Origin of the sequence: Agarivorans sp. Z349TD_8, assembly GCF_050870825.2 — a bacterium.
In the GTDB taxonomy this organism is placed as follows: domain Bacteria; phylum Pseudomonadota; class Gammaproteobacteria; order Enterobacterales; family Celerinatantimonadaceae; genus Agarivorans.
Genome location: NZ_CP194037.2, coordinates 1,050,108 through 1,067,068, shown reverse-complemented (window position 1 = coordinate 1,067,068; position 16,961 = coordinate 1,050,108). Strand labels below are relative to the sequence as shown.

At 44.2% G+C, this 16,961-nt stretch carries 14 protein-coding genes, 3 tRNA genes and 2 rRNA genes; 8 read left to right on the top strand and 11 right to left on the bottom strand.

What is annotated here, in order from left to right:
* Positions 1–365 precede the first annotated feature (365 nt).
* The 4 genes from ACRRS1_RS04795 to ACRRS1_RS04780 form a co-directional block, all read right to left on the bottom strand.
* Positions 366–441, bottom strand: a tRNA-Trp gene (locus tag ACRRS1_RS04795).
* A gap of 199 nt (positions 442–640) precedes the next feature.
* Positions 641–1,078, bottom strand: a complete 438-nt coding sequence (locus ACRRS1_RS04790) for a TerB family tellurite resistance protein (protein ID WP_432454267.1) — start codon at positions 1,076–1,078, stop codon at positions 641–643.
* A gap of 129 nt (positions 1,079–1,207) precedes the next feature.
* Positions 1,208–1,283 (bottom strand) — tRNA-Thr (locus ACRRS1_RS04785).
* A 126-nt stretch (positions 1,284–1,409) separates the two neighbouring features.
* Positions 1,410–2,228, bottom strand: a complete 819-nt coding sequence (locus tag ACRRS1_RS04780) for a UDP-2,3-diacylglucosamine diphosphatase (protein WP_432461058.1) — start codon at positions 2,226–2,228, stop codon at positions 1,410–1,412.
* 189 nt (positions 2,229–2,417) lie between these two features.
* Between ACRRS1_RS04780 and ACRRS1_RS04775 the strand changes: the two genes are divergently transcribed.
* Positions 2,418–3,473: a gluconeogenesis factor YvcK family protein gene (locus ACRRS1_RS04775; protein ID WP_432461057.1), complete on the top strand. Its 1,056-nt coding sequence runs from the start codon at positions 2,418–2,420 to the stop codon at positions 3,471–3,473.
* On the opposite strand, the gene ACRRS1_RS04770 is transcribed toward ACRRS1_RS04775, so the two are convergent.
* Complete coding sequence (locus ACRRS1_RS04770) at positions 3,435–3,929, bottom strand: hypothetical protein (RefSeq protein ID WP_432468289.1); 495 nt, start codon at positions 3,927–3,929, stop codon at positions 3,435–3,437. The genes ACRRS1_RS04775 and ACRRS1_RS04770 overlap by 39 nt on opposite strands.
* 348 nt (positions 3,930–4,277) lie before the next feature.
* On the opposite strand from ACRRS1_RS04770, the gene ACRRS1_RS04765 reads away from it, so the two are divergent.
* Complete coding sequence (locus ACRRS1_RS04765; RefSeq protein ID WP_432454271.1) at positions 4,278–5,012, top strand: DUF3581 family protein; 735 nt, start codon at positions 4,278–4,280, stop codon at positions 5,010–5,012.
* On the opposite strand, the gene ACRRS1_RS04760 is transcribed toward ACRRS1_RS04765, so the two are convergent.
* Positions 5,005–5,478, bottom strand: coding sequence for an Lrp/AsnC family transcriptional regulator (locus ACRRS1_RS04760; protein WP_432454272.1), 474 nt, complete (start codon positions 5,476–5,478; stop codon positions 5,005–5,007). The two genes, ACRRS1_RS04765 and ACRRS1_RS04760, sit on opposite strands and share 8 nt — an antisense overlap.
* Positions 5,479–5,906: 428 nt before the next feature.
* Here ACRRS1_RS04760 and ACRRS1_RS04755 point away from each other — a divergent pair.
* The 4 genes from ACRRS1_RS04755 to ACRRS1_RS04740 all read left to right on the top strand — a co-directional run bounded on the left by ACRRS1_RS04755 (position 5,907) and on the right by ACRRS1_RS04740 (position 10,733).
* Positions 5,907–5,982: transfer RNA gene (locus ACRRS1_RS04755), tRNA-Phe, on the top strand.
* 238 nt (positions 5,983–6,220) lie between these two features.
* Positions 6,221–6,697 (top strand): PaaI family thioesterase, encoded by a 477-nt coding sequence (locus tag ACRRS1_RS04750; RefSeq protein WP_432454273.1) that lies wholly within the window; start codon positions 6,221–6,223, stop codon positions 6,695–6,697.
* A gap of 635 nt (positions 6,698–7,332) precedes the next feature.
* Complete coding sequence (locus ACRRS1_RS04745) at positions 7,333–8,241, top strand: EamA family transporter (RefSeq protein WP_432468290.1); 909 nt, start codon at positions 7,333–7,335, stop codon at positions 8,239–8,241.
* 338 nt (positions 8,242–8,579) lie between these two features.
* Positions 8,580–10,733, top strand: a complete 2,154-nt coding sequence (locus tag ACRRS1_RS04740; RefSeq protein WP_432464440.1) for a TonB-dependent hemoglobin/transferrin/lactoferrin family receptor — start codon at positions 8,580–8,582, stop codon at positions 10,731–10,733.
* 55 nt (positions 10,734–10,788) lie between these two features.
* On the opposite strand, the gene ACRRS1_RS04735 is transcribed toward ACRRS1_RS04740, so the two are convergent.
* The 3 genes from ACRRS1_RS04735 to ACRRS1_RS04725 form a co-directional block, all read right to left on the bottom strand.
* On the bottom strand, positions 10,789–11,634 hold the full coding sequence (locus ACRRS1_RS04735) for an HDOD domain-containing protein (protein WP_432454276.1): 846 nt from the start codon (positions 11,632–11,634) through the stop codon (positions 10,789–10,791).
* Positions 11,635–11,704: 70 nt separating this feature from the next.
* Positions 11,705–12,271 carry a DUF1415 domain-containing protein gene (locus ACRRS1_RS04730; protein ID WP_432454277.1) on the bottom strand — a complete coding sequence of 189 codons (567 nt, stop codon included), beginning with the start codon at positions 12,269–12,271 and terminating at the stop codon, positions 11,705–11,707.
* 98 nt (positions 12,272–12,369) lie between these two features.
* Complete coding sequence (locus tag ACRRS1_RS04725) at positions 12,370–13,248, bottom strand: LysR substrate-binding domain-containing protein (RefSeq protein ID WP_432454278.1); 879 nt, start codon at positions 13,246–13,248, stop codon at positions 12,370–12,372.
* A gap of 103 nt (positions 13,249–13,351) precedes the next feature.
* On the opposite strand from ACRRS1_RS04725, the gene ACRRS1_RS04720 reads away from it, so the two are divergent.
* Positions 13,352–14,329, top strand: coding sequence for an aldo/keto reductase (locus ACRRS1_RS04720; protein ID WP_432464439.1), 978 nt, complete (start codon positions 13,352–13,354; stop codon positions 14,327–14,329).
* Positions 14,330–14,692: 363 nt separating this feature from the next.
* Entirely contained in the window at positions 14,693–16,426 is a 1,734-nt protein-coding gene (locus ACRRS1_RS04715) for an EAL domain-containing protein (protein WP_432461051.1), read from the top strand.
* A 110-nt stretch (positions 16,427–16,536) separates the two neighbouring features.
* Here ACRRS1_RS04715 and rrf (ACRRS1_RS04710) read toward each other — a convergent pair.
* Both rrf (ACRRS1_RS04710) and rrf (ACRRS1_RS04705) read right to left on the bottom strand, forming a co-directional pair.
* Positions 16,537–16,652, bottom strand: a 5S ribosomal RNA gene (rrf, locus tag ACRRS1_RS04710).
* A gap of 90 nt (positions 16,653–16,742) precedes the next feature.
* Positions 16,743–16,858, bottom strand: a 5S ribosomal RNA gene (rrf, locus tag ACRRS1_RS04705).
* Between the last annotated feature and the right edge of the window lie 103 nt (positions 16,859–16,961).

Here is a 16,961-nt window from a genome sequence, read left to right as displayed (position 1 = left end):
GTTTTTCAATGGATCTCATCTTTTGATTATTAGGGCTGATGTTCACTATAATTTGCTCGAGTTAATCCAGAGGAGATTTGCTCTTTACGCCATGATCCACATCCAACGACGCACTTAAAAAATGGTGCTTCAATTCTATATTGGTAATGAATGCCAAACTCGTAGCTAATGTATAGCCGAATATCTTCAACGATGAGTCGCCCACCATCCTTCTTGATAGCGTGGTCTTCTATGAATACTTTGAGAGTGTCGAGCTGGAGAGCTAGACTTACTAGGACGACTCTTGGAGTGGAGTTTTACTGGATATTATATAGCGGAAGGGAACAGAAAGTAAAAGCATTAATGGATGTTACAAGAAAGGAAATTGGCAGGGGCGGAGAGATTCGAACTCCCAACATTCGGATTTGGAATCCGACGTTCTGCCATTGGAACTACGCCCCTGCAACGGAAACGAATTATACATAAGCCAGTTTAAAGGTAAAGCGTTTATCTCTCGGCTTTGTTTAAGCGAACAAAGAACCAGCAATACAGCTAAAAAATCAACATTCTAGCCACATCAATTCAGCTGATTGCGCCAATATAAGATAAGGTCTGCGAAGCACTTTGCTTAAGCAGCATTAATTAGCATCAACAAACGAGGCTAAACGTTTTGCGCGCTAATCTTTGCCTTTAAAAAATCACTATGACTTAGATAGATCAAGTCGGAGATTTGACGGATCAGTGCTTCTTCAAATGGATCTAAGGTTCCATCCACATAAGCAACCTTCCATAAGGCTTCGGTAAATTGATAACGTAATTGGTAATCGAGCTGCTTCACATGGCGAGTAAAATCGAAAACCGAAATCGCTTGTTGGGCCTGAGTTTGCGCTTGCAACAACAAATTCTCCGCCTCAACCTCGGTCAACTCGAATAAACGCTTCATCTTGGTCAAAATTATCGCGTTTTCACTATTTGTTTGTTGGTTATCACTCTGACTCAGTTGCACTAGCAAAGTAGCGGCCGCTAGTTCGACACTAAGATGTTGCTGTTCTGTTGAGCCAGTTGTGGCCTGAAATAGTTCTTTAAGCGCCTTGAGCATCGCATATCCTAAAAACAAGCAAGGGAGGATTGAGCAGGATAAACCAGCTGATTTTAAAAACCAAATCTACCAGCCGAATCAACATTAAAAATGAAAAAGCCCCGTCGTATGACGGGGCTTTAAAAAGAATGGTGCCGATTGCCGGAGTCGAACTGGCGACCTACTGATTACAAGTCAGTTGCTCTACCAACTGAGCTAAATCGGCACACTGTTGGTACACGTTGATATCTGCTATCAACGGGGCGCTATTAAACGGATTTTCGGTGAGTTTGTCAACGCTGAAAAGCAAAAAAAAGAGCATCAATGATTCAAGTGCTAATTTATTCGCCAATCAAGCTACTTTATCCTCGTGCTTTAACAACTCGGGCTCCAATAATGCCACCGAATCAACCAGCACGGTGGTCTCCAAGCGATCGTCCCAGCGATGTAATTCTAATTGTCCATCCATGGTTTCACACAATAGGGTGCAGTTTTCAATCCAATCGCCATCGTTGGCATAAATCAATCCTTGCTGCTGACTCAACTCTGGGTGATGGATATGGCCACAAACAACAACATCAACCTGCTGACGAAGCCCTTCATTCACGACTGCTCTACGATAGCTAGCAATCGCCTGAGTCGCTTTCGCTATTTTCAACTTGATGTATCCCGCCAAAGACCAATAGGGATAACCCAATAGATGCCGAACTTTTCCAACACTACGATTTAAAAACAACAACAAATCATAGAGGTGATCACCCAATTTGGCATAAAAACGACCAAAACAAACTTCTTCATCAAACTGATCACCATGCAACATCAGTATTCGATGACCGCTAAGGCTGGTATATAGATACTGCTTAGCAACCACGATACTCCCTATATGCATGCCTTGATAGGCCTTGAATAGTTGGTCGTGATTACCAGGAATATAGACCACCTCACAGCCATTCTTATTCAAGTTCATGAGATGTAATAACACTTGATTATGCGATTCAGGCCAATATACCCGGCGTTTTAAAGCCCAAATATCAACGATATCGCCAACCAAAAATACCCGCTTGGCCTTGGTTTGCTGTAGCAATTGCAACAGCATCTCTGCCTTGCAATCTTTACACCCTAAATGAATATCTGATAGCCATAAGCTTTGATAAAGTTGTGTATTCGCCATACATTAGCCCAAACTTTCCCTGTTAAGGCTAATTTAAGAGACCGTCTTGATCAAAAAGTGACAATTTTATTACCAGAGTATGACAACGCTAACAAAGCACGGCTCTGGTTGCATTGCTTGGTGAACTAAACTCAATTAGTCTATTGTTTAGCAATGCGCGTGATAAATCTTCTCGGAGTACCATAACTCGTGACATCCCCTCCACCTAAAAAGCTACTTTCTATCGCTACTATTGGCGGCGGCAGTGGCCACTTTGTTTTATTGTCAGCCTTAAGAGATAACCAACAACTCGCAATTAGCGCCATCGTATCAATGACCGATAGTGGTGGTAGCACGGGCCGATTACGTGATGAACTCGGTATACTCCCTCCTGGCGATATTCTCAAATGCGTGTTAGCGCTCTCACCCTATCGAGAGCTGGCTCGAAAACTATTGCTAAAACGCTTTACCAAGGGGAAACGACTGACAGGCCATAGCGCAGGGAATATGTTGCTCACCATGCTGTCACAATATAGCGGCTCGTTTTCTGAAGGGATCCAAGGCTTGGCACAAATGCTTGATGTTGAAGGAGAGATACTGCCGGTGACGGTAGACAAATCAACTTTAGTGGCCGAATTGACCAGTGGTGAGCGCGTCTTCGGTGAAAGCGCCATCGATTTACCACGCGGAGACCAGCGAGAAAAAATCGCCAATGTTTTCTTGGTTCCGCACCACGCCGAGCAAGTACGCGTTTACCCACCCGTAATTGAGCGGATCAATAGCGTGAAGGCGATTATCCTCGGCCCTGGTGATCTTTATACCAGTATCATTCCTAATTTATTAGTCCCAGGAGTGAAGCAAGCGATGATGAGTAGTCAGGCAAAACTGATTTACGTCAGTAATATTATGACTAAATTTGGCGAGACCGACGGCTACAATCTGGAACAGTTTATCGACGAACTAGAGCACTACCTAGGGCGATCTCTCGACGTGGTGGTGGTAAACCAGCACATCCCAAATCCAAACATGATCGCCAGCTACAATCTAGAGCGCGCTCAAGTGGTAGCGGTTGATAACCTTGAAGCACTTCAGCAACGCTACCAAGTGATTTACACAGATTTAATTGATGACGATAGTACTATTGTCCGCCATGACTCTGAAAAACTCGCGAACGCTCTTAGTCCTTACTTAAGCGATTTACATCTGCAGCAAGACGCCCTTGAGGTACTAGTAGATCCGCAGATCAAGGTGGGAGCCTCCGGCTAGGGCTGAAGCAGGTATCTGCTGAACCAAATCATCTAAGTGGGCAAATATGGGTTTAAGTGAAGGCTCATATTTGTTTTGCCAACGCCACTGAAAACGCTTGTTCCCTTCGGTCCATAACATCATTTTCTGTGGGCGATGCTGCTCGTTATACACCGAGGCTAATTGTTTTGGCACCTGCTGTAATAAACGATAAACCTCAACACAAATGCTTGAGGACAAATGCTGTACCGATTCACGACTACTGCGTTGGTCAACAAAATTTTCATGTACTGAATAATGATAATGCTCACAATCAAGCGTTAAACGAGTTTCTCCAAACGAACTTTGGGCAATAAAGCTTAACTGAAACTGTGGTACCGCCTTGTTAAATAAAATGACCCCTGCGCTAACGATACCCGCGATCAGCATCATCATCGCCAGCATGATCCAGTTTCTATTATTGCTCAGATTTGGCATATCATGGTTCACCTTGGGTTCTATTGTATTCAAGCTGGTTAACAATTATTTGTTTCCCTGCACATGACGAATGGCAAGTAACTTGTTACATCATTTAAAGGTAGGGGAGAAAGTCGCACTTGCAAAGCTTGCTAATGACAATAAAGACATTAGAGGGAAAGTTAGTGATTTGAAGAAAAGGGAATACTCAAATGAAATGAATTACTTAGTTAATTGGCCCAATTTAGGCCTAGAATAATCCCCGTAAAATAAATTTATAAAGAAATTTTATACTGATATTACCACCTCGGCCTTAATTTTTGTTAGAATCGCCGGTCGCCAACAGCCTAGCTAAGTGAACTTATAGAAATGAATGTAAGCCAATATTTTAGTCAGAATAATCAACAATTTGTGTTTAGTCGCCAACAAGCTTGCAACTTTGCAAAAGGTGTTGCAAATGACTTTAACGCAATCCACGACGCTGATTCTTCTCGATTTTGTGTTCCCGGTGACTTACTTTTCTCGGTCATGCTCAGCCAACTTGGGCTAAGCCAAAATATGCAATTTACTTTCGCAGGCATGGTCACCGACGGTGTTCCTTTAAGCATTCTGCAAACCGAGCAACACTGTCAGTTAGTGGATCAAAGCGGTAAGGAATATTTAACAGTAGAGCGCAGTGGTGAAAAAATTAAAGATGATCAGATCATCGGCGACATCATTCAAGACTACGTTCGTTTCTCGGGTCGTAACTTCCCACATATTTTAGTACCTCTGTTAAAAGAACAAGGACTGATGCTCAACCGCAAACGTCCCTTAGTCATATACGAAAACATGAGTTTGCACTTAGACCGCCTCCCTAGTGCTTCTCCGCATTTAGAATTTGCCGGTGGCGAATATATTCCGAATGGCAAGCGTGGTGTAGCGCTATTGAAATTTACCATTTCAGAAAATGGCCAAGCAATAGGGACTGGTCAGAAGCGGATGGTTTTGGGAAGCTTATTACCTTACCAGCAATCTGAAAGTGATCTTTTAATCGCCAACTATGAAGGCTGTCGTCAGGCCTTTCTTGAGCGACAGCAATCAAGTAACAACTCAATTACTTAATGTGGGACAGGGGCAAGGCTGTATGGCTAAACACTTGCTGCAATACGAAGCTTGAACGTACCCCTGTAACTCCTTCGATACGGGTTAACTTCCCCAGTAAAAGTGCCTGATAGTGTTCCATATCAGGCACCACTACTTTTAACTGATAATCAGCGTCTGTGCCTGTCACCAGCACACACTCCATCACTTCTTCATAAGCACTAATAATGTTCTGAAAATTCTCAAAGCGCTCGGGGGTGTGTCGGTCCATAGAAATATGAATATATGCCGTTAAATTCAAATTGAGTTTTTTCTTATTCAGTAGGGTCACGTGCTTGGCGATTAAACCTGCATCTTCCAAAGCTTTAACTCTGCGAGAGCATGGAGAAGGCGATAAACCAATGAGCTCAGCAAGTTCCAAATTGCTGATACGCCCATTTTTTTGCATTAAGTCCAAAATCTTTTTATCTGTCCGATCTAAGCGCATACGCCACCCATTATTGTATGTTAATTCATCCTTAGCACATTTCACCCTAATTACACTAAACCATCAACAGTCATTGCAAAAAAACACTCAATTAAAACAATATTAGCAAGCACTCTCCCGTAAATTTTAAATACACTATTTACAGTGAAAAATACAAGGTAACAGCAATTAGTTTACCCACTGATTGTCGTCATAGCATTTATCCAGTGCAACGACCCCCCTCTTAAGGCATCAATCAAGTGCCCACTAAGAGCCAAAGCAAATACCCTTTGCAAAAGTATCGAAACTGACTAAAGGTGGCCTTGGCCACCTTTTTGTTTATTCTTTTAGCAGTTGTTGTATGGCATTTAGTCGATCGCCATTTATTTCATTTTTTTTACCAAATTCGGTTGACTTAAACCGGTAAAATTCGTTTAATAGCGCCCGTCGCCCGGATAGCTCAGTCGGTAGAGCAGAGGATTGAAAATCCTCGTGTCGGTGGTTCGATTCCGCCTCCGGGCACCACCTTTAAAAGGCCTGCATTAATGCAGGCCTTTTTCGTTTCTAAACAAGCTGATTGCTGCCAGTCTCCCTCACATTGACTTTAGCTCAGCATTGGCTGGAATTAGCCCAGCGGTTTACTTGAAAAGTGCTTCATAGACTCCCCCCGATAAGCTGCTGCTCATTCCACAGCCGAAAGAAGATGTTGACTTTTTGTTAACAAAAAGCTCTACTGGTAAGACCTCTTTAGTTAGGAGTCATTATGCTTCCCAGTGTCCGCAAAGCCAACACAACCCTTCGCTTATTTGGGATCTTTAAAGTGCCACTCATCTGGTACTGCCGCCCTAAAATTCTAGCGATAGATGAACAGCAAGTCGTTGTTAAAATCCCCTTAAAACGGCGCACTAAAAATCATCTCAATAGCATGTATTTTGGTAGTTTAGCGGTCGGTGCCGATGTTGCGGGAGGCTTCTTGGCTATTGCCAAAGCAGAGCAGTATGGCAAACGGGTTTCCTTGGCATTTAAGGCCGTTGAGGCGCAATTTCTTAAACGGCCAGAGGCAGACGTTATTTTCACCTGTCGAGATGGTGCACTGATCGACCAGATGCTTCAACACACCATGAACAGCGGAGAGAGAGTCAATCAAGCGGTCACAATCATCGCCACCTGCCCTTCTATTAGCGGGGATGAGGTTGTGGCACAGTTTTCATTAACCCTATCGCTCAAGGCGCTTGTATAAGCGGTATTTGGCATGGTGTGCATGGCAAGCTTGTAATGCTTCGCCAATGCGTTTCTCTGGCTATAGGGCGATATTGGGTGGGGGCATGGAATAAGACCATAGGGCGTGTTCCCCCTCCCCCAATCTGATGAATGATATGAGTAACTAATTGCGCAGAATAAATCTGCCGATCGTCAGGCATGAAGCGCAGTAACTCGTGGCTCCAATTAAAAGATACATAGCGCAGTTAGCGGTGATTTAAGCCGACAACAATCAACAGATAATGAGTGAGTTTGCTATGAATGAACGTTGCTCAATAGCAGTGTGATGCGCTAACGTTCGCTATCCTAACCCCGCTATCCCCCTCATTTATACTCACTAGCGCCACGCTGCACTTGACTCATGAATCTAGGCGTGATGTTCTGTTTAGCTTATTTTTATGAATATATCGGTCCAGTATCAAATCATCACTGAAATGAAGTGAAGCGATTCATTGCCACCGAAGAAAGAGCTTCGCCGCGAGTACCCAGAATTTGATGTTTGTTCGGCCCCAATCACTGCAACCAAAAGGGTGTATTGCAGGTCAAAATGAGCCGCGAAAGATAGCAGTGCTTAAACTTAAAAATGACCTCATAGCAGAACAAGGAAACAAGGTAATGCCATTCAAAGATTTGTTGTTAGCACTGACCGTTGTTTTAGTCTGGGGCTTAAACTTTGTGGTAATCAAAGTCGCATTGTATGAACTGCCACCGATGCTATTGGCAGGCCTGCGCTTTAGCTTGGTCGCATTTCCCGCAGTCTTTCTAGTGAAACCACCTAAAACGCCGTTCAAATATTTATTGATGTATGGAATGGCGATTTGTTTTGGACAGTTTTTACTATTATTTTTAGCCATTAACTTGGGAATGCCTGCAGGCCTTGCTTCGTTGGTTCTACAAATGCAGGCCTTCTTTACTATTATGCTCGGTGTGTGGCTATTATCGGAAAAATTAAGATGGAATCATATTGTTGGCATCATCACCGCAAGCCTTGGGATGGCCTTACTTGCTGATGCAAGTTTAGGCACTGCAAACTCAAGCGGGATCCCTCTAATTGCTATCGTACTTACGCTCGGAGCCGCACTGTCTTGGGCTTTGGGAAATATTAGCAATAAGCTGATCATGCGCGATGCAAATGTGTCGATGTTATCGTTGGTGATTTGGAGTGCCTTAGTCCCTATTGTGCCTTTTTTCCTTTGTTCTTTTATATTTGAAGCGCCACAGATCAACGCTATTCAACTATCGAAAATTAGTAGCAAAACCATCTTTGCTTTGATCTATCTTGCTTTCATTGCCACGATCGTCGGCTACGCCATTTGGGGAAGACTACTGAGTCAATATGAAACCTGGCGGATCGCCCCTTTAAGCTTATTGGTTCCAGTTGTAGGCATTCTAAGTGCAGCATTATTATTAGGAGAAACACTCAGCACCGGGCAACTCTTAGGCGCGCTCATCATTATCTTCGGCTTGCTGCTAAACATATTTGGCGGCTACATTAAAGGGGTACGACGACTTAGCCCCAAATAAGCCTCAAGCTCAACAAATTCCTCCAGCAGATCCTTCTACAAGCTTGACTTTTTACAGCGATTTAAATTGGTGGCCTTGGATTACGACTCACAATAATTCAAGCAAAATGTGAGCCCCCAATCCCCCCTTGCCTCAGCGCAGACATAAAACTGGTGATTCTATCTCGCTCCCAGATCGTTTGTCTGCGCTCTTATTCTCATGTTGTCTCCAGCAAAGCCAAAGCTTCAGCTTGATTACAAAGAATAATTATTAAACGCAAATGATTTTAATTCGCATTCGTATTGTGTATAGTAAGCCTTCTTAATTTGTTCCACAGGATATGGATAGAGCCTGACACTATGAAAATACTCAATCGCACTCTTATTGCCAACGCCGTATTACTCAGCTTAAGCCCCGCTGCTTATGCTGAAACCGCCAGTACTGTTTTCGATGAAGTCGTGGTATCGGCCACTCGAACCGAACAGAGCATTAAAGATATTTCTTCTAGTGTGAGCGCGGTTGGCTCTGAGCAACTAGAGCAACAAATGGCGAACAACCTAAAAGATAGCGTGCGTTACGAGCCTGGGGTGAGCACCACAGGCCAAGGACGCTATGGTACGACCGGATTTAACATTCGAGGGATGGAAGGAAGCCGTGTAAAACTCATGGTAGACGGCATTGAACAACCAACTCCCTATAATCCTGGTGGGGAAGTTATGAACAAGGGTCCTAATAGCTACGAAATTGACACCCTCACCTCTCTAGAAATTAACAAAGGGCCAGCCTCAAGCCTTTATGGGAGTGATGCACTGGGTGGTGTTGTGCTACTAAGGACCAAAAACCCTGAGGATGTCCTTGAGCCTGGCAATACCAATCATGTAGCACTGAAAGGTGCTTATAGCAGCGCCGACGAAGCCTACAAAACCACCATAGAAATCGCCAAACGATACGATAAATGGGAAGGTTTAGCTATTTACACCTATCGCGATGGCAGTGAGTACCAAAGCCATTCATCTGGTGCTGATATAAATGGTCGTGACCGCGGTCAGGCGGATCCCTACAGCTTTGATTCACATAACTTATTGGCAAAAATAAATTTTCAGGCAAATCAAGCGCATAAATTTGGCTTAGTTGCAGAACTATATCAACGTCAAGCTGAGGGCAGGATCCTCAGCAATGAAGGCTATGGCATGTCGCCAAGCTTTACCTATACCAATGTGAGATCTGATGACCAAGATACTCGGCTGCGTCTGGGCATAAACCATACCTGGTTAAGTGAAAACGTCGCCTTCGATAAACTATTTTGGCAACTCAGTCATCAGCAAAGTAAAACCGAACACAATACTTTTGATACGACGGGGATCTACGGCAATCGTAACCGCGAACGGAATGGCGAAGACAGTAGCCTTCAGTTTGATGCTCAGTTCGATAAAGAATTAGTATTTGAGTATGGAAGCCACCAACTCAGCTATGGCTTAAGTGCTATCAATAGTGATTTTGAGCTCGACTATCGCACTCACTTATTCGATTCCGGCACCGTTAGCCCGGGAGAACCAGAAGTGCCAAATGCCGAGTCAGAAAAATACGGCGTATTTGTTCAGGATAATATTTATTTACTCAATGAATCTCTGATCATTAGTGCTGGCCTGCGTTACGACGACTACACTGCAAAACCCAATGAGACGAGCGGTTTGTTAGAGCATAACAGCGATGCACTGACCGCTCGATTAGGCGCGGTTTATCATTGGAACCAGAACTTCAGTTCCTTTGTTCAATATAGTGAAGGCTTTAGAGCGCCCTCTATCAAGGAACTATATTACGATTTTGACAATGCAAGCTACGGCTACGCCATGGTTTCTAATCCGGAACTAAAACCTGAACAAAGCCAAAGTTATGAACTAGGTTTGCGAGCGAATAATTCCGTCTCAACCATCGAACTAGTTGGCTTCTACAACGACTACACCGACTTCATTAATGCTTCGGTAGACTATAGCAACCCAAGCTATCCTGCAGGGATCACAACGAACGAAAATATTGATGAAGCTGAAATATACGGCGTAGAATTCAAGGGTAACTATTGGTTAGATGAAGCTTGGGGTGCTCCAGAAGGCAGTTATAGTCGAATTAGTGTTGCCTATGCACAAGGGAAGAATAAGCAAGATGGCAGCGCACTGGACACGGTTGCACCGCTGACTATCGTTTGGGGTTTAGGCTACGATCAACCACAAGACCTTTGGGGCAGCGAACTGAACCTAACCATGGTCGCCGCGAAGCAAGGGGATGATTGGTCAAATGAAGATAATGCCAACGCGCCAGGTTATGCCTTAGTTGATTTAACCGCTTACTACCAACCTCTCGAAAAGCTCACGTTACGTGCGGGCTTATTTAATGCCTTTGATCAAAAATATTGGCATTATTCTGACCTCGACGGCCAAGATAACGACGCCCAAGGACTGGATCGTTATAGCCAGGCAGGCCGAAATTGGGGAGTTGATGTCGCTTATCAATTTTAAAACGCCTAGCTAATGATTACAGGCTGTGTTCCAATATGAACATAGCCTGTATCCATTAGGCATTCAGAGTCTCTGTTACCGCGTTCAATACATCTTCCAACTGTTGCTCTTCAATATTCAAGAAGACTAACAAAGCATCATAAATGTCTTGCCATACGGCTTCTTCACTACTAACGCCCAACTTTCGATAAGCGCAGATACGAGCTATTTTCAAAATGGCTAACATCACCAGTGAGGATTTACCCAACTCCTGTGAACTAAACAGACCATCACTATCATGTTGGTAATAAATGGCTTCCACCATAACCTTTGGTAAATTCCATTGCTGCGCGATCAGAGCCGCTACCGTGGCGTGGGATGTTCCATATTGCTGACGCTCGGCATTCGCAAAATTAGCCCAGCCCATATCATTCGCCTGAACCAACAAAGCTTCGTAGTCCGCAAAAGAATGCAATAAGGCAGGTACGCCCGCTTGATGAAATAATCCCAACATATAAGCATTGTCTTTCGCACTTTCGAACCCTAACTCTTCAGCAGCGGCCGCAGCGCTAGTCGCTAATAAATTAGCCTCAAGCCAAAATGCATCTAAAGCTTTAGACTGTGGCATCGCCCCCTTAAGCGCCACCGCTTTCACAATAGGAAAAACCCGATTAATTCCCAAGGTCATCACGGCTTGATGGATCGACTTAATTTCGTGGCTACGACGAAATGCAGCTGAATTAACAATTTGTAGTACCGCCCCCGAGATCGCAACATCACTCGCAATGGCGTCGGCGATAGTTGCAACATGAGGTTCTGATTTTTTTGTTTCTTGAGTAATCGTTAACAATACCTGGGGGCGAGGCGGAATAGTTAAATCGGCTAAAATCGCTTTCTCAGCGGCTGTAATGGTTAATGACATACCGTCTCCGGACTTATACGATGGGTCTCGTTGCTGTGGGTTTTCTATAAAAGATCTAAACAAACTTAGTTCATTTACAGTTATATAAAATCTGCTTCAGCGCTTCAAGACCAAGTTGCTGAGTCAATTTAATATTGGTCTCGGGGATCCCTTCAGGATCAGGATGTAAACGGCTTAAACGGGTAATGGTTTGCTCTCGGATTAAATGCAGCATCGGATAAGGAGAACGATTAGTATAGTTACTGGGATCGTCTTTGGACGCATTCGCAAAACAATAATCAGGGTGAAAGCTCGCCACCTGGTATACACCGTTATAACCTTGCTCACCCAACAAACCTTCGGACCAATCAACGAAGTCCAAATAATCATAAAAATCACTTAACTGAGGGATAATAAATAAAGTGGTCTCTATTTCAGGCTGAGTATCCAGGATTTGACACTCCTCCAACAATGTCGCTAATTGCGCCTCAATATCGTCGCTATCGACAATTTTGTAACGAATAGAACCACGTTCAACTTCACGCTTCGCAAAGGGGCAAATATTGTATTTCACCACAAAAGATTGCAACCATTGATGCGTCTGCTGCTGTATCGCTGACACGAGTTGCGAACCGCCGCTAATCGTAGAACCTGACATGCCGTTTCCTTAATCTTGGCAAATAAGCACGCATGAAGTTATATCTAAATCACCCTTGTTACAACTCTAAAAAAGCCAAATACAGCTAAATTAAAAAATTAAATAGGGTGAGATTTGGCGTAGTCAACTAACCAGTCGGCCAACATGAGTACTCGTTTAGCTCGAAAACGGGCCGGGGGAAAGACCATCCAAAGAGGCTGACTATCGGCTTGCCAATCTTCTAATACCGCTTCTAAACGTCCGCTCTGTATCGCATCACGCAAGTACATCTCATGGCTGCGGATTAAACCGAAGCCCTGTAAAGCAGCTTGCTTTAATACATGCCCATTGGCACACGCAAAGGCCCCATTTACACTCACCGAGATCCGCTGTTGGCCCTGAACAAAAGGCCAATGCGTGAGACTTCCACACAAGCATTGATGCGACTTTAACTGCTCAGGATGCTGAGGGCGTCCATGTCGACGCAAATAGGCTGGACTCGCCACAACATGGCTCGCTAAATGCGCTAACACTCGAACCGGTAACCCCGAGTCTGGCAATGCCCCCATCCGAATAACAATATCAAAAGGCGCGGCCAGCAAATCTTCGCGTTGCGAAGATAAATCCAACTCCAGCTCAATATTGGGATATCGCTGACCAAAAGCTAACAAAGCGCCCGCTAACCACTGTTCGGCAAAAATGCCACCGACGGAGTTAATCACCACCTTTCCCTGCAACTGCTCCTGAGATTGCTGCGCGACCAACGCCCCTTGTTCCAGCTGTTCAAGGGCTAGCCGACAACTATGATAATAGCTTTGTCCGGCTTCTGTAAGACGCAGTTTACGGGTTGAACGAAACAGTAATTGCACGCCTAAACGCGCTTCGAGATCACTGATTCGCTGGCTTACACTCGCTTTAGAGCGACTTAGCTTTTCAGCCGCGGCGGTAAAACTGCCCGCGTCCACTACGGCCACAAAATCAAGCACGCCAGCAAACATATTACCCCCATTTAATGAACAATGTTTCTGAATATTAGTAAAATATATAATAACAAAAGCACGGTAAACTCAAGCCACGCAACCCCATTATGAGAGCAACGACATGCATAGCAGAATTCTTGGAAAAAGTAGCTTAACATTAACTGAGTTAGGCTTGGGATGTTGGCAATTAGGTGGCGATTTTGGCCCAGTGAGTGAATCGCAGGCCCAGCAAATTCTGGATCAAGCATACGCCAGTGGGGTGCGCTTTTATGACACCGCCGACGTTTATGGCTCGGGGCGAAGTGAGCGATTACTCGGCCAGTTTGCAAAGCAACACCAAGACGTCATCATCGCCACTAAAATTGGCAGGGACGCCGCTCTATTTCCCGATAAATATCATAAGCAAGGCCTACAAAAAGGCATTGAAGCAAGCCTCAAGCGTTTGACAGTCGACCAGCTTGATCTGGTCCAACTACACTGTATTCCGCTGCCAGTACTACAAGATGGTGAAGTCTTTAGTTGGTTACAAGACTTTAAACAGCAAGGTTTAATTCGCCATTATGGAGCCAGTATCGAGTCTATGACTGAAGCTAAACTATGTCTTGCCGATCCTCAGCTTACCAGCCTTCAGGTGATTATTAACCTGTTTCGCCAAGAGGCGCTAGATGAGCTACTTGAGCAAGCAGAACAGCAACAAGTCGGTATTATCGCTCGACTCCCCTATGCCAGCGGGCTGCTCAGCGGAGCCGTCACTGCGCAACGACAATTTGCCGAGAGTGACCATCGAAATTACAACCGAAATGGAGAGGCTTTTCATGTAGGAGAAACCTTTGCAGGCTTACCACTGGATAAAGCCTTAACGCTGGTCGCCCAACTACAACAGTTGCTACCGATCAATATTAGCTTAGCCGAAGCCGCAATCCGCTGGCTGCTCGATCAGCCCCAAATCACCAGCGTGATTACCGGTGCAAGTAAACCACAGCAAATCGCGCAAAATGTAAGTTATGCAAATCGGGCACCATTGCCAAACGAGTTACACCAAGATCTCGCAACATTCTATAAGACTGAAGTGAGTCCTTGGGTACGCGGAAACCGTTAACCGAAACAGACTCCGCAAAGTAGCGCACAAGCAAATCAGCTTCGCAGTGACTAATTCACCGCGAGGCTCAGCTGTAATACTTTTTACGCTCAAGCAACAGTAAGTCTGTAAATCTTTTTATCACAGCCAATCATCAGGCAACTAGCCTAATCAAACATGAGGACCTTATAAACAAGCCCGATCACTCGCTCTATAACAGTCTGTTCAGTGACTACATTTAGATACAGGCTCCTGAAAAAAGAAAAAATTTTCTTACCACTAATCTTGACACTTGAGACAAGAAAAACTAAGGGCTGTCATCTTTTAGTAAAAAAACCATGTTATAGCTGCTTAGCGGATAAGGAAATGGGAGTAAATCAGCTTATGCAACAGGACTTACAGCTAGAATTTAATCGGATTGTTGATGAAGGAGAAATAACAACCGTTTTCCAAGTGATTTGGGACCAGAATAATAATCGAATCCTAGGTTATGAAGCACTCACTCGCGGTCCAAAACATAGCTATTTCCGACATCCAGTGATTCTTTTTGAATATGCTCGACAATTTGATCGCTTACAAGAACTGGAGCTAGATTGTGCAATTTTAGCCAAACAACAATTCAGTAGGATGCGGTTAAAAGGCGCCTTATTCATTAACTTTTCTCCTGATACCTTATTGGCTATCTACCATCGACAGGGAACTTCAGCATTTGAAGCCCTGCGCAGTGACGACTTAAAGCTAGTTATCGAATTAACCGAACATCACCCCATTAATGTAGACCAAACCTTATTAGCCTGCATCACCGAATTAAGGAACCTCGGTATCAAGTTTGCCCTTGATGACTTTGGAGCGGGTTACGCTGGCCTCAAAACTTGGCTACAAATAGCACCTGAGTACTTAAAACTCGACCAATTTTTCTGTAATGAATTATTACATGACAATAATATCCCACTCGCTATATCCAGCATATTAGAAATAGCCAAACAAATAGGTAGCGAGGTCATTGCCGAGAATATCGAAAATGCAGAACAATACCAACAACTAAGCAACTTGGGACTCGGTTATATGCAGGGCTTCCATATTTCGCGACCAAGTGGTCGCCCTAAGGAGCAACAAACCGCCCCAGAGCGACCCAACCACAATGAACTCTTAACAGCCTTCTCATTGGCAAAAACGGTCACCGTTGTCTCTCCAGATATGTCGGCAAAAGAGCTACTCAACACCATGCTCGAGGATAAACAAATGACCAGCTTACCGGTGGTCGATCAGCAGTTACGGGTATTAGGCTTAATCAAAAAAGAAGAGCTTTTATCCCGTTATTCCAGCCCCTATGGACATTCGCTGAATTACCGTAAATCAGTAGCCGACTTAATGGATGCCAAACCCCTTATCATTGAGAGCGATACCAGCCTTAGCGAAATCGGTAGAAGATTAACCCAACATACTGCAAATGGCTTAGATGCCGCTTTTATTATTACTCAACAAGATAAGTACCTTGGACTTGGTCTCGCGGTTGATGTGATGCGCAAATTATCTGAATACAAATTGCAACTTGCCAGATATGCAAATCCACTCACCTTGCTACCTGGGAATGTGCCCTTACAGCGCAGCCTAAAAAACTTAATTCAGATCGGCAAGCCCTTCGATTTAGCCTACTTTGATCTGAATAATTTTAAGCCTTTCAATGACTGTTGTGGTTATGAACGTGGCGACCAAATGATAAAACTAGTCGCTGAATTGCTAAGGACTCATCTAAGTAGCAAAGCTCATTTTATTGGCCACCTAGGCGGAGATGATTTCATTGTCATTTTCATAGAAAATAACTGGCAGACAGCAGTAAGGCAACTCTTGGCAACTTTCGAACAACGCAGCAAAACACTCTATCGCCAAAAAGATCTTGACGCACAAGGGATCATTTCAAAAAACCGTGAAGGCCATGAATGTTTCTTTCCGTTAATCGGCTTAGCCGTTGGAGTGACAAGTTGGTTAGCTGAATATAAACTAAGCATAGAAGCACTCAGCGAAGCCGCGAGTCGCGCGAAAAAAGCGGCCAAACAAAATAACAGGTCCAGCCTATATATCGATCAAGCGGTAAGTTTAACAAGTAATTACGGCTAAAGCCTAAAGGCATTCTAGAGCAAACTATACGCGGTTAAGCAGAAAACTAACAACCTTATTATAGGCAATAAAAAAGCCCTACTCTTAAGAGCAGGGCTTGGTTATTTGGTGCCTAGCAGTGACCTACTTTCACATGGGGAGACCCCACACTATCATCGGCGCAGTTGCGTTTCACTTCTGAGTTCGGCATGGGTTCAGGTGGTGCCACAACGCTATTGCCACTAGGCAAAACTTAACTCTGAACAAAAAGGTCTAAGCCAAATAGCGTTAATTCAGAGTAAAAAACCCAGCACATAGCTGGGTTTTTAAAATAGGTGCCTGGCAGTGACCTACTTTCACATGGGGAGACCCCACACTATCATCGGCGCAGTTGCGTTTCACTTCTGAGTTCGGCATGGGTTCAGGTGGTTCCACAACGCTATTGCCACCAGGCAAAAACTTGTTGTCTTTAACATTCGAAAAAACTGATATATCCCACGAGCATAACAAGCACTCTTGGTTCTAAAATAAAGTATCTATAAGCAACACCCTTTAG